The following is a 26,246-nucleotide window of genomic DNA, read 5'->3' on the forward strand; positions in this document are numbered from 1 at the left end:
CGCGCGAGGCTGGACCTCAATCCACAAGGAGGACGAATGTCCAGCATTGCAGGCATCGAGATCCCGGACAGCAAGCTCGCCGAGGAGGCGACCGAGCTGGTCCGCGACGTGACCGACGACCTGGTCTACGACCACTCCCGGCGGGTGTTCCTGTTCGGTTCGCTGAACGGCAAGGAGCTGAAGTACGACCCGGAGCTGCTGTACGTCGGCGCGATGTTCCACGATCTCGGGCTGACCTCGAAGTACCGGGAATCGCAGCAGCGGTTCGAGATCGACGGCGCCGACGCGGCCGTCGACTTCCTGCGCCGGCACGGGATCGGTGACGACGAGACGCAGTTGGTCTGGACGGCGATCGCGCTGCACACGACGCCGGAGATCCCCGCGCACATGGCGCCGGAGATCGCGCTCGTCACGGCCGGGGTCGAGGCGGATGTGCTGGGGCTGGGGCTGGACCGGATCTCGGCCGGCGAGCGCGCCGCGATCGTGGCGGCGCACCCGCGGCCGGACTTCAAGAACCGGATCCTGCAGGCGTTCAACGACGGGATCAAGCACCGGCCGGCGACGACCTTCGGCAATGTGAAGGCGGATGTGCTCGATCGGTTCGTGCCAGGTTTCGAGCGCACCAACTTCGTCGACATCATCCTTGGGTCGTCCTGGCCTGAGTGATCGCCGGGTACGGCTTGAGGGCGATGGCGTCGGGCTGGCCGGCCAGCTTGGCGAGCAGCGGGCGGAAGGGGCGCGACGTCATCAGCCGGGTGGAGGCGTCGCGCAGCCGGATGCCGGTCGCGGTCATGGGCATCGCCATCTTCAGTCCGCCGGGTGGCAGTTCGGTGCGCTGATCGACGTACGGCTGCATCTCCCGCTGGTACGCCGGGAAGGCGCGGGCGTGATCGCCGTCGTACCCGGTCAGCTCGCCGGCGAGGACGTAGGCGCCGACGAGCGACAGCGCAGTACCGTGGCCGGCCATCGGGGAACCGCAGTAGCCGGCGTCTCCGAGCAAGACGATCCGCCCGCGCGACCACTCCGGTACTACGACGCGGCTCGTGCTGTCGAAGTAGAAGTCGTCGGCGCCTTCCATCGCGTCGATGGCGTGGGCCGCGTGCCATCCGACCCCTGCGAAGGTCTTCGCCAGCAAGGCTTTCTGCTCGGCCGGCTTGAGCCGGGGGAGCAGCGGTGAGCGGAAGCTGAGCAGTGCCTTCGCGTACTGCGGGTCGTGGTCCGGCCGCATCCCGACCCAGCGGCCACCCGGCGCGGAGTAGATCTTCATCCAGCCGTCGAGCGGTTCGGGCGTCTTGACGGTGAAGAACGACCCGTAGCCGCCGAGGTGCTCGACGAACTCCGCCTCGTTGCCGAAGGCAAGTGAACGGACTCGCGAGTGCACGCCGTCCGCACCGACGACCAGATCGAAACGGCGCTCGCTGCCGCTGTGGAACGTCACCTGGACACCGTCGTCGTCCTGGACGAGCTTGGTGATCGAGTCGCCGTACAAGTACTCGATCTTCTGGCTGGTCGCGTCGAGCAGGATCTCCGACAGATCACCGCGCAGAATCTCGATCTCGGCCACCGGCCCGCCGCCGTCGAGGATCTCCGCGGGCAGCGCGGCCGACCGTCGGCCGTCGGCCCGCACGTACGCCAACCCGCGCTCATGCATCCGCCGCTCCTTGACGGCCTCCATCACGCCCATCCGCTCGACCACCTCGCGAGCGATGCCACGGATGTCGACAGTCTGCCCGCCCGGCCGCGGCGCCTGGGCGAGCTCGACGACGGTCGGCTCGAAGCCTGCCTTTTCCAGCCAGTAGGCCAGTGCGGGTCCGGCGATCCCGGCGCCGGAGATGAGGATCTTCATGGCGGTTCCTTCCGTAGGGGTAGTGCACGTACGGTGTACACGAGACAGCGTCACATCATCTGGCGTCCCGTGCCGGGGTGCACTAGTTCGGAGGACCGATGGCAGCGCCGTACCAGGAGATCGCAGCGGAGCTCCGCAGGCAGATCACCGCCGGAGAACTCCAGCCAGGCGACCGCATCCCGTCCACCCGTGCACTAGTACGCACCCACGGCGTCGCCATGGCCACAGCCACCAAAGCCCTGACTGCCCTCCAACAAGAAGGTCTGGTGCACTCCCTCCCCGGAGTCGGCACCGTAGTCGGCCCAGCTCCCCGCCCACCCGGCTCCGCCGTCGGATCCACCCGCAGCGGCTTCGGTGTTCTCCACCCCACCTCCGGGTCCTTGAGTCAGGAGGAGGTTGTGCGGACTGCGATTTGGATTGCTGATGCCGAGGGGCTTGGGGCTTTGTCCATGCGCCGGGTGGCTACTGAGCTTGGGGTTTCGACGATGGCGCTCTACCGGTATGTGGGTGGGAAGGAGGCGTTGGTGCTGCAGATGGTTGATGTGGCCATCGGGGAGTTTCCGATGCCGCGGCGGGAGCCGGCTGGGTGGCGGGCGGTGATCGAGACGGCGGCTCGGGCACAGTGGGCGGCGTACAAGGCTCATCTGTGGTTGGCGAGTGCGGTGAGCATCGGGCGGCCGCAGGTGTTGCCCAATCTGCTGCCGCACACGGACGCCGTACTGCGTGCTGTCCGCAGCTTCGGTGTCGACGCGAACACGTCGATGTATGCGGCGATCACCGTCTTCGGTTATGTCCGTGGGGTCGCGCTCAATCTGGAGAGCGAGGCGCATGCCGAGCAGGACACCGGGATGACCGCCGACGAGTGGGCGGACCAGCAGGCGGGGCGGTTGGCGGAGTTGATCGTCGAGCAGGATCTCGCCGGGTTCCGAGCGCTGGCGGAGCCGGATGGGTTCGAGTTCGACTTCCAGTTGGACGACTTGTTCGAGTTCGGGCTGGGAATCGTGCTCGACGGGCTCGCGGTCAAGCTGCAACGGCTGCGGACGCCGCTACGCTGAGTATCGGCAGGTTCGCAATCAGCCTGGACGGTAGGTGGACAGCAGCGTGGACAGGGGAGGTGCGATGGGCCCGGAACCGGTGTTCGCGCCGGACGTGCCGGTGGAGGTCCGCCGGCTGTTCGAGCGGAAACCCGAGCTGTTCGTGCCCGCGAGCCGCCCCAAGCCCAAGCGGCAGACCTCCTGGTCGACCGAACCGGCCGCGACCTTCGGCTCGCTGCTCGTCTGGCTCGCCGTCTGCGTCGGCGGCTGGATCCTCGCGCTGATCATCTTCGCGCTCACCCTGCCGACCGCCGTCGCGGCGTGGGCAGCCCTCGTGCTCGCCATCGTCGGTGTCGTCACCACCGGCGCGGTCGGCGTCGGCTCCGCGGTCGAGAACCGCAAACAGAAGGCGGTCCGGCTGCAGCACGGGAAGTACCTGCTGGCCGAGGACTTCGACGAGGAGTCCGGCCGGCTGCTCGCCCGCGGCCAGCGCGCCGTCAAATCGGTGCTAGAGGCAACGGTCACCAAACGTGGCCTCCTCGACGACGTCAAGAATGAGCTAGTCCTCCCCGAGCAACTCTGGGACATCGGCCAGGTCCTCCACGAACAGTCCGTACTCCGCGCCCGCCAGCGTGAGGTAGCCCGCGGCATGGCCACCGCCGAACTCGAGGCGGTCCTGGGCCCCCAGCGCCGGGCCCTCAACCGCTCCGTCGACGCCATCAAACGCAAAGTCGAACTCCTGGAGCACTACGCCGACCGAGTCCGCTCCGCCGACGCCGCCCTCCGAGCCGAAGCAGCCCTCGAAGACGGCGACCGCTACATAGAACTCCTGGCCCGCACCGAACCAGTAGGCGACACCTCCGTCGTCCAAGGTTTCGCCGACGAAGCCGCCAGCCTCAAAAACACCCTGTCCCAAACCATCGCCGCAGCCCGAGACGCCGGCCGCACCCTAGCCCTCCCCGACTAGGCTCCCGGATATGACTGGGACTGTGGTTGTTGCTGGGGGCACCGGCGGGCTTGGTTCGGCGGTGACTGCCGAGTTCCTGGCGGCAGGCTGGCGGGTTGTCGTGCCCGGGCGGTCTGACAAATCGTTGGGTGAGCTCGGGAGTCCTGAAGGGCTGCACACGGTTGTTGCTGACTTGAGTGATCCGGTGGGTGTTGCTGAGGTTGCGCGGGTTGCTGGTGCCGATGAGAGTGCGCCGGTGCGGGCGTTGGTTAACTTGGTGGGTGGGTTTGCGGCCGGGAGTCGGGTGCATGAGACGCCGGTGGAGGAGTTCGAGGCGCAACTGCGGCTCAACCTGCGGCCGACGTACCTGGTGACTCAGGCGGTCCTGCCGTTGCTGATCGCCGCGGGTGGTGGATCGATCACCTGTACTTCGAGTATGTCCGCCCTCAAGCCCTTCTCCGGAGCGGCCGGCTACATCACCGCCAAGGCCGCCGTCCTCGCCTTCGTGGACGCCCTCGCCGTCGAATACGCGAAGGACCACATCCGCGTCAACGCGATCCTCCCCGGCACCATCGACACCCCCACCAACCGCCGCGCGATGCCGGACGCGAACACCGCCAAGTGGACCCCGCCGGCCCGGATCGCGACCGTACTGCGCGTGCTCGCCGAAACCCCCGGCGTCACCGGAGCCCACCTGCCAGTCTGACCCGCGAGCTTCGATTTGCGCTGTAATCGAATGCATGTGCGATGCTGAACCCATGGGGAGCAACAGGCGCTATCCGCGTGAACCGCCGCCTGACCGGAGTCGCCGGCACTGCTGGGTTCTCGGAACGGCGTACGAGCGCGGCCCGTGGCCGGGGCTGATCCTGGAGTGGCGGCGGAACAACTCCGACGACTGGATGGCACGCGTCGTCTACGTGCCGAACACGAAGGAGGCGAAGTCCGTCGAGGCGTGGTTCGCCGCCGGCTTGTTGCGCCCGCTGGAGCCCTCGCGCGTGCCGCAGGGGCAGGTGGATTTCCGCCAGGGGTAAACCTTGTGCCCGTTTTCGGCGTCTAACGAGGTGTGCGACCGGGGTACTGGTCACACATCCACCGGTGGACAGGGGAGGTCATGGGGCGTCGTTCACGCGCGAAGCGCGCCAAAGGCACGCCCCTCCCCGGCACTGATCCCGCCGTCGATGGGCAGTCGAGCCGTACCCGAGACGAAGCCGACCTTGCGGGCCTCGCCCGCGCGGCCGACTCTGGGGGAGTGGGCTCCAATGACGGAGTGGGCGACACCGCTGGGGTGAGCGGTGCCCCCGGATTTGGTGCCGCTGGGGATGCTGGTGGGACTGGGGACGCTGCGAGCCGGGGGGACGGTGAGCGGGTGGTGGGGAAGGCAAGCGAGACCAGGCGGGACCGGCGGGCGGCGGAGCGGATTGCTCGGCGGGCCCGGTCGGTGCCCCGGTCGTTGGGGTTGACGTTGCTGAGTGCGTTGCTGCCGGGAATCGGGCTGATCATCGGTGGGCGCAAGCGGCTGGGCGCCTTCGTACTGACTTTGACGCTCGGGTTGATCGGGCTGGGGGTGTACGTCGGGCTGACCCGGCGTGAAGAGGTGCTGTCGGCTGCCGTCGTACCGAGCCGGCTGCTGATCACCAGCGTGGTGATCGGCGCGATCGCGTTCGGCTGGATCGTCGTGATCGTCGGCTCGCACCGGTTGTTGCGTCCGGCAACGGCTGCCCCGGGCGGCCGGGCCGTCGGCGCACTGCTGGTCGGGATGCTCTGCTTCGCGATCGCCGCGCCCGCCGCGATCGCGGTCGAGAACGTGCTCGCCCAGCGCGACCTGGTCCAGAACGTGTTCGTCTCGCAGGGCGAGAGCAAGAGCGCGACCCGGCCGAAGACGGTCAACGTGAAGGACCCGTGGGAGAACCGCCCGCGACTGAACCTGCTGCTGCTCGGCGGTGACGACGCGCCGAGCCGGCCTGGCGTCCGTACCGACACCGTGATCGTGGCCAGTATCGACACCAAGACCGGCGACACCTCGCTGATCTCGATGCCGCGGCAGCTCACCTTCATGCCGTTCCCGAAGGACTCGCCGCTGCACAAGTTCTACCCGGACGGCTTCGGCAAGGAGGGGCTCAGCCTCGAGGGCCGGCTGGAGTGGATGCTGACCGCGATGTACCAGAACATCCCCGACGCGCATCCCGGCATCCTCGGCCCGTCGGACAACGAGGGCGCGGACGTGGTGAAGCAGTCCGTCGGCGAGGCGACCGGGCTGAAGATCGACTACTACCTGCAGGTCAACCTGAAGGGCTTCTCGCAGCTGGTCCAGGCGCTCGGCGGCATCACGGTCAACGTGAACGAGCGGGTCGCGATGGGCGGCGTCAGCAGCGCGCACATCCCGCCGAACGAGTGGATCGAGCCGGGGCCGAACCAGCACCTGGACGGGCCGCACGCACTGTGGTTCGCGCGGGGACGGTACGGCGCCGACGACGACCAGCGGCAGATCCGGCAGCGGTGCACGATCAAGGCGATCGTCGACGCGGCCAACCCGAGCACGCTCGTCACGAAGTACCAGGCGATCGCGAAGGCGGGCAAGAACCTGCTCCGCACCGACATCCCGCAGGAACTCCTGCCGGCCCTGATCCAGCTCGCCCTCAAGGTGAAGTCGGGAACGGTCTCGAACGTCTCGCTGGACGTGTCGAAGCTGAAGCTCAAGTACCTCCACCCGGACTACGAGGGCCTCCGCGAGACGGTCGCCAAGGCACTCGAGCCGAAGCCGGAAACTCCCGCGACCACGACCCCGCCCAGCACCCCGGCCACCAAGGACCCGAAGACCCTCGCCCGGCCCGGCGCCGGCAAGACGACGCCACCGCCGGCGACCGTCGACCTGGCCGATGCTTGTGCGTACCACCCCGAGGGCGATCAGCCGAGCTGAAAACTTCTTCCTCGCGAGTGTCGATCTGGCGGTGACCCGGTCGACGTGAGATCAAAGGATCTCCAGGACGAGGGAGTTGGACCGATGCGTTACATGATCATCAACAAGGCGGACGACGACACCGAGGCCGGTCGGATGGTGAGCCAGCAGGTGGGCGAGGCGGTCGGCAAGGTCGTCGACGACCTGTCGAAGGCGGGCGTGCTGCTGTTCGCCGAGGGCGTGCACCGCAGTTCGCTCGGCGCCCGGGTGAAGGTGGCCGACGGCAAGCGCACCGTCACCGACGGCCCGTTCGCGGAGACCAAGGAGCTGGTCGGCGGGATCATCGTCGTCGACGTCCGCACCAAGGACGAAGCAGTCGAGTGGGCCGCCCGGCTGGCCGAAGCCCTCGACAACGAGGTAGAGGTCCGCCGGGTGGTGGAAGAAGCCGACTTCGCCCCCGACGCCGGCATCTTCACCAGCTGACCCAACCGGCGACCTTGAACACCAAACGGCGACCTGGGACATGAAATAGCGTGTTCAAGGTCGCCGGTGGGTGTTCGAGGTCGCGATTTCTGGCTTGCTGTTGGGGCGACGGTGGGGTTCTATCGGGTGGGTGACGGTGACTGAGACGCATGGGGCGATCGACGCTGTTTGGCGGATCGAGTCGGCTCGGATCATTGCCGGGGTGGCCCGGATCGTGCGGGATGTCGGGCTGGCCGAGGAGCTCGCGCAGGATGCGCTGGTGGCGGCGCTGGAGCAGTGGCCGGAGTCCGGCGTACCGAACAATCCGGGTGCGTGGCTGATGGCGATCGCCAAGCGGCGGGCCATCGACCTGATCCGGCGCAAGGAGACGTACCAGCGCAAGCTCGCCGAGATGGGGCACGAGCTCGAGATCGACGGCGACAGCGTCGAGGACGATGTCGAGGCGATCCTCGAGGACACGATCGAGGACGACCTGCTGCGGCTCGTGTTCACCGCGTGTCACCCGGTACTGACGACCGACGCGCGGGTCTCGCTCACGCTGCGGCTGCTCGGCGGGTTGAAGACCGACGAGATCGCCCGCGCGTTCCTCGCGCCCGAGGCGACCATCGCGCAGCGGATCGTCCGGGCCAAGCGCAATCTGGCCAAGGCGGAGGTCGAGTTCGAGGTACCGACCGGCCAGGACCTGATCGACCGGCTGTCGTCGGTACTGGAAGTCATCTACCTGATCTACAACGAGGGTTACTCCGCGACCGCCGGTGACGACTGGATGCGGCCGTCGCTGTGCAACGAGGCGCTCCGCCTCGGCCGGTTGCTCGCCGAACTGATGCCGGCCGAGCCCGAAGTACACGGTCTGGTCGCGCTGATGGAGATCCAGGCCTCCCGCGCCAACGCCCGCGTCGGCCCGCAAGGTGAGCCCGTTCTCCTGCTCGACCAGGACCGCCGCCGCTGGGATCGCCTGCTCATCCGCCGCGGCCTCGAGAGCATCGACCGAGCCTGGAACCTCGAAGGCACCCCCGGCCCGTACCTCCTCCAGGCAGCCATCGCGGCTTGTCACGCCCGGGCAGCCGAGGCCGACGACACCGACTGGGCCCGCATCGCCGGCCTGTACGCCGTACTCGCCCAAGTCGCCCCCTCCCCGGTGGTCGAGCTCAACCGGGCGGTCGCGATCTCGATGGCCTTCGGCCCCGAACGCGGACTCACCGCCGTCGACGCACTGGCCGACGAGCCGTCGCTGAAGGACTACCACCTGCTGCCGAGCGTCCGCGGCGACCTGCTGTTCAAACTCGGCCGCCTCGACGAAGCCCGGACCGAGTTCGAGAAGGCAGCCGGCCTGACCCGCAACGAGCGCGAACGCACCTTCCTCCTCGACCGCGCCGCAGCCTGCTAGAAGTCTTTTCGCGGACCCTGTCGATCTGGGGGCTGGTTGTTCGACGCAGCGGTGAAGGCCAGATGAGAGGCATCGGCCGCTGTGAAGGAGCACATCATGCAGAAAGTCACCTCGGCCGACGGCACCTCGATCGCCTACGACCGCCTCGGCGAAGGCCCCGCCGTCGTCCTGGTCTGCGGTGGGTCGGTCGACCGGATGTCGAACGCACCGCTGGCCGCGTTGCTGGCGCAGAGCTACACCGTCTACAACTACGACCGCCGGGGGCGCGGCGACAGCGGTGACGCCGAGGTCTACGCGATCGAGCGCGAGTTCGAGGACCTCGACGCGATCTTCGCCGCCGCGGGTGGCTCGGCCCATCTGTACGGTACGTCGTCCGGCGCCGCGCTCGCGTTGCTGGCGACGGCGGCCGGTCGCCCGGTGAACAAGCTGGCGCTGTGGGAGCCGCCGTACTTCCTCGAAGGGGCCGAGGGCCGCCCGGTGGCCGATACCGCGTCGATCTACCGCGGGTTCGTCGCCGAGGGCCGGCGGGACAAGGCGGCGGAGTACTTCATGGCCGAGGTCGTCGGGATGCCGGCCGAGTTCGTCGCGCAGGCGAAGGCGTCGCCCTGGTGGCCGGCGCAGGAGGCGATCGCGCACACGCTCGCCTACGACGCGACGGTGATGGGTGATTACTCGATCCCGGTCGAGGCGATCAAGTCGATCAAGCAGCCGGCCCGGGTGCTGACCGGGGGAGTCGCCTGGCCGTGGATGAGTGATAGCAACAAGGCGGTGGCGGAGTTGTTGCAGGATGGCAGTCACGTAGTACTGGCCGAGCAGCAGCACAACGTCGACCCCGCAGTACTGGCTCCCGCGCTGAAGGAGTTCTGGGCATGAAGACGACAGCCTCGAAAGACGGAACCACGATCGCGTACGACCGGGCCGGCGATGGTCCAGTGGTGATCCTGGTGGACGGCGCGCTGTGCAGTCGCGCGCAGGGGCCGATGCCGGAGCTGGCCGGGGTGCTGGCCGCGGCCGGGTTCACGGTCTACAACTACGACCGGCGTGGGCGGGGTGACAGCGGCGACGCAGCGGAGTACGAGGTGGCGCGGGAGATCGAGGATCTTGCCGCTGTGATCGAGGCTGCCGGTGGGTCGGCTTATGTTTATGGCTCCTCGTCGGGGGCGGCGCTCGCGTTGCGGGCGGCAGCCGCGGGGGTGCCGATCAGCAAGCTGGTGGTGTTCGAGGCGCCGTACGTGGTCGACGACAGCCGGAAGGCGATCCCGCGGAGCTGGGTGGCTGACCTGGAGGCGTTGTCGGATCGGCCGGGGGAGGCGATCAGGTACTTCATGACGAAGGGGATCGGGCTGCCCGGTTTCGTCGTCACGCTGATGAAGCTGATGCCGGCGTGGAAGGGGTTGAAGGCGGTGGCGCACACGCTCCCGTACGACGCTGCGGTGGTTGGGGAGAACGCTTTTGGGAAACCGCTGGATGCGGCGCAGTGGGCGGGCGTGGAGGTGCCGGTGCTGGTGGTGGGTGGCGGGAAGAGTCCTGGGTGGATGCGGGCGTCGGTGAAGGCGGTCGCGGAGGCGGTACCGGGGGCTGTGCATCGGGAGATCCCGGGGCAGAACCACATGATCAAGGCGTCGGCGATCGGGCCGGTGCTGACCGAGTTCTTCGGGGGCTGAGATGAAGTTCACGACGACGATCGCCGGGACGACGGTGACCGGGATCGAGGTGCCGGCGGAGGTGATCGAGGCGCTCGGGCGGGGGAAGAAGCCGCCGGTGGTGATCACGCTGAACGGGTACACGTACCGGAACACGGTGGCGGTGATGGGTGGGCGGTACATGGTCGCCCTGAACGTCAAACACCGCGAGGCGGCCAGGGTGGCCGGGGGTGACGAGCCAGCGCAGCTGGTTCGTCCTCGGCATCGAAGAAGCGAAGAAGCCCGAGACCCGAGCGAACCGAATCACCAAAGCAGTAGACCGGCTGGCCTCCGGCCGCGGCCAACGCTGAGCCCTGTGGGCTGGTGACGCTGGGCGTCACCTCGCCACCAGGAGGAGGTGGGGCGCCCGATCTCCGCCGGAGGGACGATGGCGCCGCCCGATGTCCGAAGAACCGCCGGACGGGCCGGGGTTCTTCGGACTGTCAGGTGTTCGTCAGGCGACGGTGATGAGGCCGCCGGCGTTGGTGCGGGCGGCGTCGAAGCGCGCCTGGGCGTCGGCCCAGTTGACGACGTTCCACCAGGCCTTGACGTAGTCCGGCTTCACGTTCTTGTACTGCAGGTAGAAGGCGTGCTCCCACATGTCCAGCATGACGATCGGGATCTGCCCGGCCGGCAGCTGACCCTGCTGGTCGTACAGCTGGTGGATCAGCAGGCCGCCGCCCAGCGCGTCCCAGCCGAGGATGGCCCAGCCGGAGCCCTGGATGGTGGTCGCGGCAGCGGTGAAGTGGGCCTGGAAGGCGTCGAACGAGCCGAACGACTCGTCCAGCGCGGCAGCCAGCTCGCCGTCCGGCTTGTCGCCGCCGTCCGGGGAGAGGTTCTTCCAGAAGATGGAGTGGTTGACGTGACCGCCGAGGTTGAAGGCGAGCGTCTTCTCCAGCCCGACGATCGAGCCGAAGTCTCCGGCCTCGCGGGCCGCGGCCAGCTTCTCCAGGGTGTCGTTCAGGCCGTTGACGTAGGTCTGGTGGTGCTTGGAGTGGTGCAGCTCCATGATCTCGCCGGCGATGCTCGGCGCCAGCGCGCCGTAGTCGTAGCCGAGGTCCGGAAGCGTGTACTTCGTGGTCAACTCTGCTCCTTCGTCAGGGCCCAGGAGGGCCGGTGGCTCTACCTTGAGACTTCAACCAGTGTTGAGGTCAAGCGGGCACTTTCATGCCCACCTGTACCCGGCCGGCTAGCTCCTAGTCTGCCCCGTCCGTCCACAGCTCCGTAGGCCGCCTCACAACAGTTCACCCTCTGGCCGTCTCACCCCTTGGCGAGCACCGCCCGAAGTACCGGCTCGAAGGCCGCCGGGTCGTCGGCGAAGCCGGTATGCCCGCCCGGGAACCGGGCCGGTTCGACCTGCAAACCCGCCGCGAGCGCCGTCGAGGTCCGCTCACACAGCTGACTACCCGACTCCTCGCCGATCCCGACCACGATCCGGACCGGCCCGTCTCGCAGAGCGTCCACATCGGCCTCCCAACCGACGCTCGGCCCCAGCTCGTGCCCGAACCAGAACCGCTCGTCGGTCACCGACTGCGGGTCGCGCTCGCCTCCGAACATCCCCTCGATCATCCCCGGCGGCACCTCGATGTTCGCCTGCGCGAAGAACTTCTCCCACGCGCCGATCACGTCCCCCGACAGATAGGTCGCCCGCAGCTCCTCGGACAGCCCGAGCTGCGAGACCCGATCGTCGAGCAGCTTCAGCAGCGGCGGCTCGTGTGCGATCACCGTCCGCACCGCATCTGGGAAGAGCTCCGCCAGCGCCAGCACGCTCACAGCTCCGCCACTCGACCCCAGCGCGATGGCAGGCCCCGCGCCGACGTGGGTGATCAGTGCAGCCAGATCGGCCGCCCGCTGCGCAGGAGTCGAGTCCTGATCGGGGTTGTCGAGCGGACTGCGGTTGATCCCGCGCGGATCGGTCGTCAGCACCGTGTAGTCCGTGGCCAGCAGCTCGGCCAGCGGCGCGAAGGAGTCGGCGTCCATCGGGGCCCCGACGAGCACCACGAGCGGACCGGTGCCGCGCAGTTCGTAGTACAGGCGGGCATCGTCGACATCGAGGGTCACAGCGGTTTGTGTAGTCATGTCTCGACCATGCGGGAGGACGCCTGCCGGACTCCAACACCTGTTGGCCGGTGATTGACACGCCTGGTGTGTTAATAAGAACGGGTGCCCGACGATCTGGAGATCCGGCTGCTGCGGTACTTCGTCGTCGTGGCGGAGGAACTGCACTTCAGTCGCGCGGCCCAGCGGCTCTTCATCGCGCAGCAAGCGTTGAGCCGGGACATCCGCAGGCTGGAGGATCGTCTCGGCGCGCGACTCTTCGATCGCACCACCCGCCGGGTCGAGCTGACGCCGTCGGGGCAGAAGCTGCTCGTCAGGGCCCGCGAGCTGATCAGCCTGCACGATCTGACCGTGCATGAGCTGCGCGGCTTCGCCCCGTCGATGACCGTCGACGTGGTCGGCCCCGGCCTGACTCCTGCGCTCGTCCTCGCGGCCGCGCGACGGAACGCACCCGAGCTGGAGTTCTTCGTCCGCTTCCACACCGGCACCGAGGCCGCCGTACCGCTCCTGCTCGCCGAACGCCTCGACGTCACCTTCGGCCGCAACCCGGGGGCGGCCGAAGGCCTCAGGCAACGCGTCGTCCGGTACGAGCCGCTGGCGGTCCTGCTCCCTGAGGAGAACCCACTCGCGGAGCTGGCCGAGATCCCGCTGCAGGAGTTGAAGGGGACCGGATTGTGTTACCGGGCAGGGAATCACGCCACCCCCGCCTGGGATCAAGCCATCCTGCAACTCCTGGCGCCCTGGGATGTGGACCCGACGCTCGCGCATCCACACGTCCAGGGCGCCGACGAGCTCGCCCAGCACATCCGCGACCGGAACTCCCCGATCCTGACGATGAGCACCCAGCCGCCGGTTCCGGGCGCGGTACTGCGGCCCGTCGTCGACCCGGTGGTCCTCTATCCGTGGTCGATGATCTGGCGGGCCGACCTCACCCACCCCGCCCTGGACGCCCTCAACGCGGGGGTCGATGAACTCGCCACCGATGACTGGCTGACGATTCCCGCCGGCGCCTGGCTGCCCGAACCCGAGGCCTCGCAAGCCGGCCGGGTCAGGCGGTGACGTCGAGCACGAGCTTGCCCTGGGTCCGGCCGGTCGCCATCCGGCGGTGTGCTTCGGCGGCGTCGGCCAGCGGGAAGGTCTGCTCGACCTCTACCTGTACTTCGCCGTGCTCGACCAGTACTGCGATCTCCCCGAGCGCATGTCCGTCCGGCTCGACCAGGAACGGCCGCACCCGCACACCGGCCGTCGCAGCCTTGGCGAGCAGCTCAGGTGAAGTACCGGACGGTACTGCGACCAGCAGCCCACCCGGCTTGAGCACCTTGATCGACTGGTCGAGCGTGGTCTCGCTACCGATCAGGTCGACCACCAGGTCCAGGTCACCGGTCGCCGTCTCGACAGCGGTCGTCTGGTAGTCGATCACCTCGTCGGCGCCGATCGACAGCAGCCAATCGTGCTTGGCCTTGCTCGCCGTCCCGATCACGTGCGCACCGAGGTTCTTCGCCAACTGAACCGCCAGGTGCCCGACGCCACCACCCGCTGCGTGGATCAGCACTCGTTGCCCGTGCTGAAGCTCAGCCGCCGCAGTGAGGATCTGCCAAGCCGTCAGTCCGGCCAGCGGAAGCGCGGCCGCCTCGGCATGACTGAGGTTGGCAGGCTTCTTCGCGAACTGACGGGCCGGAGCGGTGACGTACTCGGCGTACGCCGAAGCCGCCCGCGGGAACCACGGCATGCCGTAGACCTCGTCGCCGACTTCCAGCGTGTGCACGCCGAACCCGATCTCTTCGACCACGCCGGACACGTCCCAGCCGAGGATGAACGGCGGCGTGCCGAGCACGCCCTGCATGCCGCCGCCCTCGCGGGTCTTGTAGTCGACCGGATTCACCCCGGCCGCGTGCACGCGGACCAGGACTTCGGTTAGTAGTGGTTCGGGTCGCTCGACCTCGGCGACGTGCAGGACCTCGGGTCCGCCCAGTGTGTTCTGTGTGATGGCTCGCATGCCGCGGACGCTATCTGCGCGACCGTACTTTCCCGCAAGGGCTGCTACTATCTTCTGGAAAGTGACCAGCTCAGGAGGGTAGCCGTGACCGTCATCTGCTCGACCGGAGTGCACGACAAGCACGATGTGTATGCCCTCCAGTGTCCCTGCCGCGACGTCCTCGACCTGCTCGCGAACAAGTGGGCCGCCCTCGCGATCGGCGCGCTCGAGGACGGTCCGGTCCGGTTCGGCGAGCTCCAGCGCCGGCTGCAGGGCATCAGTCCGAAGGTCCTGACCAACACCCTGCGCCGGCTCGAGGACAGCGGCTTCATCAACCGCGAGATCTACGCCGAGGTCCCGCTCCGCGTCGAGTACTCACTGACCGACCTCGGCCACAGCGTCTCGGCCCCCCTCAGCGGCCTCCGCAGCTGGGTCGAAGCCCACCTCCACGAGATCAGCTGACCTTCAACCGCCAGCGCGCGATCGCACCCGGCAGGAACGAGCACTACCGAAGTACGGCAGCTTGCCTGGGCGAAGTCACCCCGTGGGGGTCATCCGTGATGTGACTCTCGTCGCGGTCTCATAGACTGCGGCTCTCGATCCCCCCGAATCTCGACCGAACCTGAGGAAGTTGTTCGTGCTCACGATGCAGGACGCGCTGCTCGCGCTGACGAAGTACTGGACCGAACGCGGTTGCATGGTGGTGCAGCCGTTCAACACCGAGGTGGGGGCCGGCACGCTGAACCCGGCGACCATCCTGCGCGTCCTCGGTCCGGAGCCGTGGCGGGTCGCCTACGTCGAGCCGTCGGTCCGGCCGGACGACGCCCGGTACGGCGAGAACCCGAACCGGCTGCAGACGCACACCCAGTTCCAGGTCGTGCTCAAGCCGGACCCGGGCAACCCGCAGGAGCTGTTCCTGAGCAGCCTCGAGGCACTCGGTATCGACATCGACGCGCACGACGTCCGGTTCGTCGAGGACAACTGGGCCAACCCGGCGACCGGTTCGTGGGGACTCGGCTGGGAGGTGTGGCTGGACGGGCTGGAGATCACCCAGTTCACCTACTTCCAGCAGGCCGGCGGGATGACGCTGGACCCGGTGTCGGTGGAGATCACCTACGGCATCGAGCGGATCATGATGGCGCTGCAGGGCGTCTCGCACTTCAAGGACATCGCCTACGCGCCGGGCATCTCGTACGGCGAGGCGTTCGGCCAGGCGGAGTACGAGATGTCCCGCTTCTACCTCGACGACGCCGACGTGGAGTCGCAGAAGCGGCTCTTCGAGGAGTACGCCGCCGAGGCCCGCCGGATGCTCGACGCGCGGCTCCCGGTGCCGGCGCACATCCACGTGCTGCGGTGTTCGCACACGTTCAACGTGCTGGACGCCCGCGGTGCCGTCAGTACTACGGAGCGCGCGAAGGCGTTCGGCCGGATGCGGACGCTGGCGCGCGAGGTGGCTCAGTTGTGGGCGGAGCGGCGTACCGAGCTCGAGCACCCGCTGGGTATCGCCTCGTTGCCTCCGGCGGTCCCGGCGCCGGCTGAGTTCCCGGTGATGAGTGGGACTCGGCAGCTGCTGTTCGAGATCGGTACCGAGGAGATGCCGCCGTCGGAGGTCACCAAGACCGCCGCCGCCGTTCGTAAGGCATTGGAAGAGAAGCTTGCCGCGACTCGGCTCGGGCATGGCGAGGTCACCACCTACGCGACGCCGCGCCGGGTGGTTGCTTTCGTGGCCGCGGTCCAGGCGAGTGAGCCGGATGCGGAGAAGGTTTCCCGCGGGCCTAAGAAGGCCGCGGCGTTTGATGCCGAGGGCAACCTTACGAAGGCGGCCTTGGGATTTGCCCGGGGGCAGAAGGTCGAGCCTTCCGAGCTGCACGAGCTTGTCGTCGACGGGGTCGAGTATGTGGCGGTGACCAAGCCCGATCCGGGGCGTGGGGCCGCTGAGGTGCTGAGCGGCGTACTGGCCGACATCGTCAGCGGGCTGCGGTCGGACAAGAACATGCGCTGGAACGACGCCAAGCTGTCGTTCACCCGGCCGGTCCGCTGGCTGGTCGCGGTGCTCGGTGACCAGGTCGTACCGGTGTCCGTCTCGTCGCTGTCGGCGGGGCGTACGACGCGCGTACTTCGTACCGCCGCGCAGCCGACCGTCGAGATCGCGTCGGCCGAGGGATACCTCGACCTGCTGCGGATCCACGGCATCGAGGCCGACCCGGCCAAGCGGCGTCAGCGGATCGTCGAGGCCTCGGAGCTGCTGGCTCGTGAGGTCAACGGCAGCATCGACTTCGAGGCCGAGTCGGCCCTGCTGGACCAGATCGTCAACCTGATCGAGGAGCCGACGCCGATCCTCGGCAACTTCTCGGCCGACTACCTGGACCTGCCGGCCGAGATCCTCACCACCGTGATGCGCAAGCACCAGCGCTACCTGCCGGTGCGTGGCGCCTCGGGTGAGCTGCTGCCGCACTTCGTTGCCGTGGCCAACGGTTCGGTCAACGAGGCGATCGTCCGGAACGGCAACGAGGGTGTACTGCGTGCTCGCTACGAGGACGCTGCCTTCTTCTGGCGCGCGGACCTGCAGAGCACGCCCGAGGCGATGAAGAAGGGCCTGGAGAAACTGGCCTTCGAGGAGCGGCTCGGCTCGATGGCTCAGCGCGCGGGCCGAATCGCTGCTGTTGCTTTGTCTCTTGCGTCTGTCGTGAAGCTGTCCGGTGACGACCTGGTGGCCTTGCAGCGGGCTGCGGAGCTGGCGAAGTTCGACCTCGGCTCGCAGATGGTCGTCGAACTGACCAGCCTGGCCGGCACGATGGCTCGCGAGTACGCCCGCCGCAGCGGCGAAACCGAAGCCGTCGCTCAGGCTCTCTTCGACATGGAACTCCCACGCTCCGCCGGCGACCCGGTCCCGTCCACTGTCCCAGGCGCCCTGCTGGCGTTGGCGGATCGCTTCGACCTGCTGGCCGGCCTGTTCGCCATCGGCGCCAAGCCCACCGGCAGCTCCGACCCCTTCGCCCTGCGCCGCGCCGCCGCCGGCGTCGTCGCCATCCTGCGCGAGCACCCCTCGCTGCGGGCGATCACCCTGTCGACCGGTCTGGCCGCTGCTGCAGCCCAGATCACCGCGCAGGGAATCGAGGTGTCCGATGCCGTGCTGGCCGACGCCGCGGACTTCACCGTCCGCCGCTACGAGCAGCAACTGATCGACCGCGGCGACGACCACCTCCAGGTCGCTGCTGTACTACCGTTGGCCGAGGCTCCCGCGGCAGCCGACGAAACCCTCGCCGAACTACAACGCCAGGTAACCAACGACAACTTCGCCAACCTGGTCGCCGTCCTCCAGCGAGCCCGCCGCATCGTCCCCGCCGACGTCACCGCGTCGTACGACTCCACCAAACTCACCGAGCCGGCCGAGGTAGCCCTCCACGAAGCCGTCCAAAAGGTAGGCACCGCCCCCACCAACCTGGCCGACTTCGTCACCGCCACCCAGCCCCTGGTAGCCCCCATCACCACCTTCTTCGAAGAAATCCTGGTAATGGCCGAAGACCCAGACCTGAAGGCCGCCCGCCTAGGCCTACTGGCCACCATCCGAGACCTCGCATCCCCCGTCCTCGACTGGCAAGCCCTAGGCACCAGCCTCACCAAAGAAAACTGACCGAACAGCCGGCGTGGGCGAAGTACTCCCCACGCCGGCTCGGGCCCGCGCGACAAAGAAACTGACTGCTGTTGACCTTCGTCGGCCCTTATCGTTCGGGCATGTGCGGCTTCGCTGGGAAGTGCTGCACCGGCGAAGGGGACTTCATGTTTGCTTGGTATGGGAACGGACGGCTGGCGCGGACGGTGGTTGCGCTCGGCGCTGTCAGCGCGCTCACCATCGGTGGCGCAGTGACCGCGAGTGCTGCCTTGCCGAAGGTTACCGGGCCGACGCCGGCAGGGACCGCCAAACCGACCTCGGCGAAGTACACGGCGCTCAACGGCGGGGTCACCGACGGCACGTACTGGTACAGCGTCGTGTCGGAGCACGCCAAGTCCGGCACCAAGGTCTACGACTCCACCCAGCTGATCAAGACCAAGCTGTACGCGTCGACGCCGACCAAGATCGCGACCTTCCGGATCCGCTCCGGTCACCACACGAACCTGCTCGGCCACGGCAACGACATCGCCTACAACGCCGACACCAAGCGGTTGATGATCCCGGCGTGGACCAACGACGACTCGGTCCAGGGCGCCACCCAGGCACGGGCGGTTCGGATCATCAACCCCGGCACGCTCGCGATCGAGAAGACCATACAGTTGCCGCATACAACGACCGGTCTGTGCTACGACGCGGTCAACAATCGGTACGCCGGCGGCACGCTGAACCAGTACTACGCCTACAACAGCGCGTTCAAGGAGACCGGGAAGTCGGCGAAGCTGGCGATGACCGGCCTCGGGCAAGGTATCGACTGCGACCAGAGCTACGTCTACGTGATCACCAGCCCCAAGGGCACGCAGAAGACCAACCGCATCTTCGTCTACAACTGGTCCTTCAAGCTGGTGCGCACCTATGAGCACACCTCCGGCTCCGAGAGCGAACACCTCACCCACCAGCGCGGCACCTACTACCTGGGGTTCAACATCGGCGCGGGCCGGCTCTACCGCCTCGAGAACTTCCAGTTCACGGTGACGTACGCCGCCGCGGGCGGCACCGGATCGATGTCACCCACCGTGGTGCTCTACGGCCGGTCGACGGCGCTGCGGAAGAACACCTTCACCCGCTCCGGCCACACCTTCGCCGGCTGGACCGCGAAGCGATCCTTCGACGACAAGACCCGGTACCAGAACCCGAAGGACACCAGCAAGACCGGCTGGTACGCCGCCGGCCACCAGCCGAGCGGCTGGAAGCCGTACCTCTACAAGAACAGCGCGACCGTCCTGCACACCACCCCACGCGGGGCCGTCGCACTCACCGCAGTCTGGCGCGCGACGTAGTACCAGCCTCACCAAGGAAACCTGAAGCGAGTCTCGGGAAGGGGTGTTCGATGCGTTGGTGGAAGCCGGTTGTGGTGGTGGCTGTTGGGGCGGTGGCGATGGCTGGGGTGGTGGTGCCGCGGGTGGATTCCGTAGCGGCGCAGGATGGTCGGTGCACTCCGCCGCCGGCGAGCAGTCCGGCGTACTACGACTTCGTGTCGACGTATCGGGCTGCTTGTGCGACGCGGCAGAACTGGGATCGTGCCTTCGACGACGTGACCGTTTCGAGTTTGGTTGATGGGCGCAACCGGTTGGCGGTGACGTCGTCGGCGGCGTTGGCCGGGGCGGTCGCTTCGGTTTCTGTGAATGGCAAGGAATTCATTGCCAGTGGTGGGTACGGGTCGGCGTTCCAGTACGCCTTCCACGGGTGGGGGAACGGCAAGCAGGCGAGTGAGTGCTACAACCCGACGCAGGCCGGGGCGCGGATCGATTCCGACGGGCAGGCGCCGCCGTTCCATGCGAAGTCGAGTACGAGCGCGTTGTACACCTTCGAGCAGGAGGGCGCGGCGACGATCCGTACCGAGCAGCGGCCGGCCATGTACATGACCTGGGCCGACCAGCACGCCGGCTACGACGGCTGCCACGGCGCCGACCTGCAGCCGGCCAGATCGCCGTACACGCAAGGCTTGTCGCCGTACTGGCTGCGGACTCGAGTCGCCCTGGCACCCGACCACGGCCTCGCCACCAACGTGATCCGTCTGTCGGCCGACCTCACCTCCGAGGACACGGTGCAGGACAACTTCGACGGCGTGCTGGTCGCCTACCTGCAACGCGACTTCGTAAACGTCTACTCGTACGACCCAGCTACCAACAAGCTGGTCAAACGAGCACCCGAGTCGTACGCAAGCAACCTGCCATTGATGCGCTGCACCGCAGACGGCGGCTACTGCCTGGGCATGCTCCTCCCACCCGCGGCCCGCGAGGCCGGTGCCTACTACTATGCCCAAACCCGCCCACCCGCCCCGTACAACGCCATGCTCGGCGAAGCGAACCTGCAGGTCACCTACCAGACCACCACTGCCCTCGACGCCGGTGACCGCCTTACCTACGACCTGTACGTCGCCATCGGCAACCGGGCCCGAGTCGCCAGCACGTTGGCCGCCCTCACCAAGAAACTGAGCTAGCCGGTCGCTGGCCATTCCCCGGCTCGGCAGTGGGCCGACATACTTGCCGTGTGGTCGGGCGTCGGGGGCGGAGATCGAGGAGCGGTCGTGATCGCTCGCTGCGGTTCATCCGCGGGGTCATCTCCCGGTACGAGCGGTCGCAAGACCCAGGCGAGCTGTTGTCCGAGGAGGTCGACGGCCGGGTGCAGGACGCGATGGGCGACGTTCTCCGGAGTGACTTCGCCCTTCCTGTGTGGACTTCTGGGGTGGACGTCGAGCTGGCGAAGGCGATCGCGGAGTACTACTGGTGCCGGTACGAGGCCGGAGCTGATGACGTCGACCGGGGGATCGCCTTGGAGTTCGACGGTCTGGCGAGTCGCGGCGAGTTGACCTGGGAAGCGTATGACCCGATGCTCAACCGCGAGCCGCCGCCAGAGACGCACAACGAGGACGCCGGTGCGGAACGTGACGCCCGCTGGGCCGTCGACGCCACCGCCGCCGAGCTGGTCGAGGAGCTTTTGCCGTTTGCCGCGGAGCACGGCCCAGATGCTGCTGCCGCCAACCTCGTTCCTCGTCTGTACCTCCATCGCAGCCTCGAAGAGGCGGACGAACTAGCCGGTACGGTCGCCGCGATGTTCATGGAAGAGCCGCGTGCCCGGCGCCTGGGGCTCGACGTCGCCGAAGCCCTGTTCTCGGAGATCGCAGCGATCAAGCCCGATCCTGCTGACCGCAGCCAGATGGCGGCGAACATCGCAGTGGTCCTCCGCACCCGGTTCGAACGCTTCGGTGTGCCGGCCGACATCGACGCGGCGATCGAGGCCGGCCGAACCGCGCAGGTCCTGGCCGACCCGTACCCGGCGCTCGAGGCGGAGGCGTCCTACGTCCTCGGCCGTGCACTGCTGGCCCGTGGTGTGCAGCAATCCAGCTCCCACGATCTGGCCGAGAGCGTCGCGGCCTTCTTCCAGGCCACCCAACGAGCCGCACCGAACAATGAGCGCCGGTGGATGTACCTCGAGGGACGCGCCGTCGCGTTGCGCGACCTTGCCCTGGCCACAGGGGACCTGACACGGCTGGACGAGGCCGTCGAGATCGCGCACATCGCGATTCGCTTCGCGCCACCGGACCAGCAACCGGGGCCGCGGGTGAACCTCTCGGCGGCCCTCATCTCGCGTCTGGACCGCACCGGCAGCGTGGCTGACCTGGACGACGCGTACGACGCGGCGGAACAGGCAGTGCGGGCCGGGCAGAGCCCGAGCCGGATGCAGCAACTCGCCCGGGTGCTGTTGCGGAGGTATGAGTGGCGCAACGATGCCGAAGACCTGGACTCAGCGATCCTGCTGTACCGCGGCGCCCTCGACCTGCTCTACGAGGACAGCGCACGTCATCGTGAGGGTGCGCGCGACCTCGGCCTCGCGCACCAGCGCCGGTTCGCCCGTTTCGGCGAGCGGTCCGACCTGTACAACGCGATCTACTACGGTGCGATGGCGGCCGATCCGAACACCGACAGCGGACGGGACCGCATCGAGCGGCTGGCCGACTACGGCCTCGAGCTCGGCCAGTCCCTCAAGGACGCCGACGATCAGCAGTTGGCCGCCGAGGCGATCGCGGTCGCGCGGAGAGGCTTGGACGCCGTCGATACCGGCCATCCGGATCGAGTGGTCTACCTGCACAACTACGTCACCGCGTACCTGAGAGCCCAACCATCTCCCGGTACCGGCCAGGCTGAGCTGGATCGGGTCATCAGTGCGGCAGAGGAATCGGTCAGCGCGCTCTCCCGGGACCACTCGGGCCGCCCGCGTTCGCTGAGCTTGCTGGCCACCAGCCTGCTCGCCAGGTACGACGTGAGCCTCGATCCCGCGGACCTGGCCGAGGCCGAGCGGGCCTGTCGCGAGTCGCTGGACACAGCAGCCGCCGACGACCCACAGCTCCACCGGTATGTGATCGGTCTCGCCAGCGTCCGAGTACGTGAGTTCCGAACCAACGGCGACCACGAGGCCGCTCGGGCAGCCATCGGCCATAGCCGGAACGTCGTCGCCGACAGTGCTGTCCCGACCTTCCTCCGGGCCCAGATCGCGAAGCTGTGGGGTGAGCTGGCGGCCGACCTGGGCGACTGGAGCACGGCGCTCGAGGGCTTCAGCGCGGCGGTCGGGCTACTGCCTGAGCTGGTTTGGCGCGGTCTCGAGCACCGGGAGCGACGTCGGCTGCTCGCCGAGCTGGCCGGGTTGCCGTCCCAGGCCGCGGCTGCCGCTCTGAACCAAGGCCGACCGGAGTTGGCGATCGAGCTCCTGGAGACCGGTCGCGGCGTACTGCTGATGTCTCCGGGCGCCGAGGCGGACCCCGAACTCGCGGAACTGCATGACCAGCTGAACGGGCTGACCGACAGACGGGAGTACTGGGCCGGCCCGCGACGCCGCGAACTCGCTCGGCGCTGGGACGAACTGACTGCGCGCCTGCGGGCCGCCGGCGGATCGAAGTACGGGGAATTTCGCGACGTGGCGGTCGACGGACCGGTCGTCGTGGTCAACGTGAGCCGCTACCGGTGCGATGCGTTGATCGTGACCGATACAGGTCTCACCGTGGTACCACTGCCTGCCATCGATCTGCCCGAGGTGACCCGGCACGCGGAGGATTTCGACTGTGCGATCCGCGAGCCCGGCCGGCTGAGGTCGCGGGTCGTCGTACTGCAGACCTGTGACTGGCTGTGGGAGACGATTGCCGGGCCGGTGCTGGCGGCGTTGGAGCCGACGCGGGTAGGCCGGCTGTGGTGGTGTTTGACGGGGCCGATGATGGCGCTCCCACTGCACGCGGCGGGCGAGGTCCCAGATCGGGTGATCTCGTCGTACACCCCGACGCTGACGGCGCTGGTCGCCGCGCGGGGCCGCCTGGTCCGGGAGTGGCGGTCCGCGTTGATCGTGGCGATGCCCGAAACGCCGGGCCTGTCGGCTCTCCCGCATGCCGAGCGGGAGAGCGAGGTGGCCGCGGGCCGGTTGCCGGCACCTCGGGTGCTGTCCGGGCCGGACGCAACCTGGCGGGAGGTGGTGGCGGCGATGGAGCAGGCCGACGTCGTGCATTTCGCCTGCCACGGCAGGCAGGACGCCGACGTACCGTCCGATGGGCGGCTCATCCTGGCTGACGATCCACTCACGGTCGTCGAGCTCATCCGGATCGGGGTCGTGCCGAGGTTCGCCTTCCTGTCTGCCTGCGAGACCGCCCGTGGCGACGTCGGCGTTCCGGATGAGTCTCTGCACCTTGCAGGTGCGCTCTTCCTCGCAGGCTGCCCGCAGGTCATCGGAACCGTCTGGCCGGTCAGCGATGCCCGGTCAGTCGACCTCGTGGCCGAGGTGTACGACGCCGTACCGGCGGTGGACCCGGCGTCAGCTCTGCATGCCGCCGTTGCGACCGTGCGCCGCCGCTTCCCGGACGACCCGATGCGGTGGGCATCGCACGTTCACTTCGGTCCTTGATGCTCGTACGCGGTCGACACGGTCGCGCCCTGTCGCCAGGACGCGCACAGTTCGGCGGCCAGCTTCCGTTCTGCTTCCTGATCGGCGGGCAATGGCAGGTGCAGTGCGGCGAGCAGGTCGAACCGGTGCAGATCGAACGCTGCCTCGATCGCTTCGCCGTACGCCATCGCCGACTCCACAGCGCCGCGGTAGGCCAACAGGCCGATGGCGACCGGCACCAGCGCCAGGAAGAGCCACCATCCTGAGCTGAGCAGCAGCACCAGCCCAGGCGCACCGGTCACCAGCGAGACCGCACACAGTCGCACGGAGAAGTCCATCGTGTTGCGCCGGTCGTCGACGATCTCACGGACCCGCTCACCGAGCACCGGGTAAAGCCGTGGCCAGGCAACCACCGCATCCCACCCGAACCGTGCTCCGGCGCACGCCTCGGCTGCCGCCAACGCGTTGCCGAACGCCGTCGCCCGGACGGCGTCCTTCGCCGGGTAACGCTTGGCCAACGTGGTCGCGGCGATTCCGATCCGATTGAGGTCGTCCTGGGTGAGTGCCTCGGGCCGCTCCGGCAACGCGGCAGCCCTGACCATCGCCTCCCGGCGCTCCTCGTGCCGCCTCCGCAGCCGGCCACCCAGCCGGTCGAGCCGCCGCGGCCAATATCCCTCCACCAGTCGGACCAACCCCAACTGCAAGGGCTGCGTCGCTGCCCCGATCACGGTGAGCGCAACGGTCAGCAGCAGTACTTCGCCCAGCCCGAGCCCACCGGCGATGGACCAGGCCCGACCGAACCGCAACTCACCTGGTGCGCCGGCCCAGATCACCACCAACAGGAACAAGGCGGCGCCATAGAACGGAAGGTAGTTCACGAGCCCGAATCTGCCGCCGAACACGTCCCCCAAGGGCTTGGCCGCGGCGTCCAGGTTCATCGCTCCAGCTCCAATGCTCCGTGTCCGTCCACGCACCGCGGCTCGTCCCGCGGATCGACCTGAAGCCGGTACGTCACCCGCCCGCACTCCGCACAGACGAACTTCAGCAAGTCGTACGTCGCCGAGTAGCCCGGCAAGGTCGCTCCGTCACCGGTACCGACCGAACGCTCCTCCTCGACCGGCACCAAGACGTGATCTCGGCTCGTACCGCCGACCACCTCATCTCCGACCACCAGCGCGACCGCGTCCAACCGGCTCTCCGTCGTGAACAGTTCCTCGAGTACGTCGGCCGCCCGCAACACCTCGAAACCCATCGGCAACTCCACCCGCGGCACCCGATCCGGCGCGTCCCTCTGGTCGCGCAGAATTCTGTACTCGTCCCCAGCCATGCCCGCATTATCTCCGTCAGCAGCCATCGCCGGGTGGTCAGAGCGGGAGGGTCAGGAGTGGGGCCAGGCGGGTCGCTATCAGGTGGTAGCCATCGGGGGTGGGGTGGACATCGTCGGCGTACAGGGTTCGGGCTTCTTCGGGGGTGAGGATGGTGCGGCCGTCGACCAAATGGAGGTCGGGGTCGGCGAGGGTGCGGGCGCCTAGGGATACGCAGGCTCGGATGTCGTCGAGGGTTAGGCCTACGGCGTTGGGTTTGCCTTCGAGGGTGGGGGCTACCAGGGGAGTGATGACGACCATGGGGGTGTGGGGGTGGCCTTCTCGGACTGTGCGGAGGAAGGCTTCTACTTGGCCGGGGAGGGTTCGGCCGTTGTAGGTTTCGCCGCCGTAGATGTTGATGCCTAGGCAGAGGGAGATCAGGCGGGCGGGGGTGTCGCGGATGGTGCGGGCGGCGATGGGGTCCAGGTGGCATTCGCCGGCTAGGCCTAGGGAGACCAGGTCCCAGCCGTGTTGGCGGGCTACCAGGGCGGGCCAGGTTTCGGAGGGGCCGTTCGCGCCGGTGCATTGGGTGATGGAGCTGCCGTAGGTGATCCAGCGGGGGCCAGTTGGTGGGAGTGGTTCGGCTTCCCCGGTGAAGGAGACGGTTCGTACGCTGATGGCGCCGGCCTGCGGTAGCCAGATCTCGAGATCGCCCGAGCCGGGGAGGGGGACCGTGATTTGTTGTTCGCCGAAGTCCAAGGGTTGGCGGTAGTGGAGCTCGCCGTTGAGGAGGAAGTCGACGGGGGCGGACTCCGCGTAGATGGTGGGGGTGTTGCGGATCTCCAGGGTTACGGAGGTTGCCGACGTACGCCAGGAGGCTCGTACTCCGGCGGGTGTGGCGGCGCGTAGCCAGAGGCGGTGGCCGGGGCGGTCGGGGCGGCCTAGCCAGTCGTGGAGTTCGAAGGGCTGGTCGCGGGGGTCCAGGCGCCAGAAGGTCAGCCAGCCGTCGTCGTCAACGGCTCGGTATCGGTAGCCGGTCCAAAGCGGATCACTGCCCACTGCGCACCACCTCGAGTCGAACCGACAGTTCCCGCATTCTC

General features: G+C 68.2%; 24 protein-coding genes. 17 read left to right on the plus strand and 7 right to left on the minus strand.

Translation table 11 applies throughout. The features are described from left to right. Window positions 1–36: 36 nt before the first annotated feature. Window positions 37–666, plus strand: a complete 630-nt coding sequence (locus ABD116_RS39310) for an HD domain-containing protein (protein ID WP_343983085.1) — start codon at window positions 37–39, stop codon at window positions 664–666. On the opposite strand, the gene ABD116_RS39315 is transcribed toward ABD116_RS39310, so the two are convergent. Continuing rightward, window positions 638–1,846, minus strand: coding sequence for an FAD-dependent monooxygenase (locus ABD116_RS39315; protein WP_343983088.1), 1,209 nt, complete (start codon window positions 1,844–1,846; stop codon window positions 638–640). The two genes, ABD116_RS39310 and ABD116_RS39315, sit on opposite strands and share 29 nt — an antisense overlap. 98 nt (window positions 1,847–1,944) lie before the next feature. Between ABD116_RS39315 and ABD116_RS39320 the strand changes: the two genes are divergently transcribed. The 10 genes from ABD116_RS39320 to ABD116_RS41895 all read left to right on the plus strand — a co-directional run bounded on the left by ABD116_RS39320 (window position 1,945) and on the right by ABD116_RS41895 (window position 10,602). After that, window positions 1,945–2,901, plus strand: a complete 957-nt coding sequence (locus tag ABD116_RS39320; RefSeq protein ID WP_343983091.1) for a GntR family transcriptional regulator — start codon at window positions 1,945–1,947, stop codon at window positions 2,899–2,901. Between the two features lie 64 nt (window positions 2,902–2,965). Continuing rightward, the gene (locus ABD116_RS39325; RefSeq protein ID WP_343983094.1) at window positions 2,966–3,847 is read left to right on the plus strand and encodes a magnesium transporter CorA family protein; all 882 of its coding nucleotides are present in this window, start codon (window positions 2,966–2,968) and stop codon (window positions 3,845–3,847) included. A gap of 10 nt (window positions 3,848–3,857) precedes the next feature. Beyond that, on the plus strand, window positions 3,858–4,532 hold the full coding sequence (locus ABD116_RS39330) for an SDR family NAD(P)-dependent oxidoreductase (RefSeq protein ID WP_343983098.1): 675 nt from the start codon (window positions 3,858–3,860) through the stop codon (window positions 4,530–4,532). Window positions 4,533–4,584: 52 nt separating this feature from the next. After that, window positions 4,585–4,857: a hypothetical protein gene (locus tag ABD116_RS39335; protein ID WP_343983101.1), complete on the plus strand. Its 273-nt coding sequence runs from the start codon at window positions 4,585–4,587 to the stop codon at window positions 4,855–4,857. A 338-nt stretch (window positions 4,858–5,195) separates the two neighbouring features. Further along, on the plus strand, window positions 5,196–6,743 hold the full coding sequence (locus ABD116_RS39340) for an LCP family protein (RefSeq protein WP_343983105.1): 1,548 nt from the start codon (window positions 5,196–5,198) through the stop codon (window positions 6,741–6,743). Window positions 6,744–6,827: 84 nt separating this feature from the next. Next, complete coding sequence (locus tag ABD116_RS39345; protein ID WP_343983107.1) at window positions 6,828–7,205, plus strand: YciI family protein; 378 nt, start codon at window positions 6,828–6,830, stop codon at window positions 7,203–7,205. 136 nt (window positions 7,206–7,341) lie between these two features. Further along, window positions 7,342–8,592 (plus strand): RNA polymerase sigma factor, encoded by a 1,251-nt coding sequence (locus ABD116_RS39350; protein WP_343983109.1) that lies wholly within the window; start codon window positions 7,342–7,344, stop codon window positions 8,590–8,592. A 96-nt stretch (window positions 8,593–8,688) separates the two neighbouring features. Beyond that, on the plus strand, window positions 8,689–9,465 hold the full coding sequence (locus ABD116_RS39355; RefSeq protein WP_343983111.1) for an alpha/beta fold hydrolase: 777 nt from the start codon (window positions 8,689–8,691) through the stop codon (window positions 9,463–9,465). Then, window positions 9,462–10,256 (plus strand): alpha/beta fold hydrolase, encoded by a 795-nt coding sequence (locus ABD116_RS39360; protein ID WP_343983114.1) that lies wholly within the window; start codon window positions 9,462–9,464, stop codon window positions 10,254–10,256. Before ABD116_RS39355 ends, ABD116_RS39360 begins: the two co-directional genes overlap by 4 nt. A 1-nt stretch (window position 10,257) precedes the next feature. Further along, window positions 10,258–10,602, plus strand: coding sequence for a DUF1905 domain-containing protein (locus tag ABD116_RS41895; protein WP_425552251.1), 345 nt, complete (start codon window positions 10,258–10,260; stop codon window positions 10,600–10,602). Window positions 10,603–10,728: 126 nt separating this feature from the next. On the opposite strand, the gene ABD116_RS39375 is transcribed toward ABD116_RS41895, so the two are convergent. Then, window positions 10,729–11,358, minus strand: coding sequence for a superoxide dismutase (locus ABD116_RS39375; RefSeq protein ID WP_343983117.1), 630 nt, complete (start codon window positions 11,356–11,358; stop codon window positions 10,729–10,731). A gap of 176 nt (window positions 11,359–11,534) precedes the next feature. Beyond that, complete coding sequence (locus ABD116_RS39380; RefSeq protein ID WP_343983120.1) at window positions 11,535–12,353, minus strand: alpha/beta fold hydrolase; 819 nt, start codon at window positions 12,351–12,353, stop codon at window positions 11,535–11,537. Between the two features lie 84 nt (window positions 12,354–12,437). Between ABD116_RS39380 and ABD116_RS39385 the strand changes: the two genes are divergently transcribed. Beyond that, entirely contained in the window at window positions 12,438–13,391 is a 954-nt protein-coding gene (locus tag ABD116_RS39385; protein ID WP_343983123.1) for a LysR family transcriptional regulator, read from the plus strand. Here ABD116_RS39385 and ABD116_RS39390 read toward each other — a convergent pair. Continuing rightward, window positions 13,381–14,328: an NADP-dependent oxidoreductase gene (locus ABD116_RS39390; protein WP_343983126.1), complete on the minus strand. Its 948-nt coding sequence runs from the start codon at window positions 14,326–14,328 to the stop codon at window positions 13,381–13,383. The genes ABD116_RS39385 and ABD116_RS39390 overlap by 11 nt on opposite strands. A gap of 84 nt (window positions 14,329–14,412) precedes the next feature. Between ABD116_RS39390 and ABD116_RS39395 the strand changes: the two genes are divergently transcribed. The 5 genes from ABD116_RS39395 (at window position 14,413) to ABD116_RS39415 (ending at window position 23,863) form a co-directional block, all read left to right on the plus strand. After that, on the plus strand, window positions 14,413–14,769 hold the full coding sequence (locus ABD116_RS39395; RefSeq protein ID WP_343983129.1) for a winged helix-turn-helix transcriptional regulator: 357 nt from the start codon (window positions 14,413–14,415) through the stop codon (window positions 14,767–14,769). A gap of 184 nt (window positions 14,770–14,953) precedes the next feature. Beyond that, complete coding sequence (locus ABD116_RS39400; protein WP_343983193.1) at window positions 14,954–17,941, plus strand: glycine--tRNA ligase; 2,988 nt, start codon at window positions 14,954–14,956, stop codon at window positions 17,939–17,941. 146 nt (window positions 17,942–18,087) lie between these two features. After that, entirely contained in the window at window positions 18,088–19,257 is a 1,170-nt protein-coding gene (locus ABD116_RS39405; RefSeq protein WP_343983132.1) for an InlB B-repeat-containing protein, read from the plus strand. A 50-nt stretch (window positions 19,258–19,307) separates the two neighbouring features. Next, on the plus strand, window positions 19,308–20,420 hold the full coding sequence (locus ABD116_RS39410; RefSeq protein WP_343983135.1) for a hypothetical protein: 1,113 nt from the start codon (window positions 19,308–19,310) through the stop codon (window positions 20,418–20,420). 50 nt (window positions 20,421–20,470) lie between these two features. Next, window positions 20,471–23,863 carry a CHAT domain-containing protein gene (locus ABD116_RS39415; protein WP_343983138.1) on the plus strand — a complete coding sequence of 1,131 codons (3,393 nt, stop codon included), beginning with the start codon at window positions 20,471–20,473 and terminating at the stop codon, window positions 23,861–23,863. On the opposite strand, the gene ABD116_RS39420 is transcribed toward ABD116_RS39415, so the two are convergent. From ABD116_RS39420 to ABD116_RS39430, 3 genes are read right to left on the minus strand one after another with little or no spacing between them, the layout of a single operon-like run. Then, entirely contained in the window at window positions 23,848–24,780 is a 933-nt protein-coding gene (locus ABD116_RS39420) for a hypothetical protein (protein WP_343983141.1), read from the minus strand. The two genes, ABD116_RS39415 and ABD116_RS39420, sit on opposite strands and share 16 nt — an antisense overlap. After that, window positions 24,777–25,169, minus strand: a complete 393-nt coding sequence (locus tag ABD116_RS39425) for a hypothetical protein (RefSeq protein ID WP_343983144.1) — start codon at window positions 25,167–25,169, stop codon at window positions 24,777–24,779. Before ABD116_RS39425 ends, ABD116_RS39420 begins: the two co-directional genes overlap by 4 nt. 37 nt (window positions 25,170–25,206) lie before the next feature. Continuing rightward, on the minus strand, window positions 25,207–26,205 hold the full coding sequence (locus tag ABD116_RS39430) for a GDSL-type esterase/lipase family protein (RefSeq protein WP_343983147.1): 999 nt from the start codon (window positions 26,203–26,205) through the stop codon (window positions 25,207–25,209). Between the last annotated feature and the right edge of the window lie 41 nt (window positions 26,206–26,246).

Origin of the sequence: Kribbella koreensis (genome assembly GCF_039525325.1) — a bacterium.
GTDB lineage: Bacteria > Actinomycetota > Actinomycetes > Propionibacteriales > Kribbellaceae > Kribbella > Kribbella koreensis.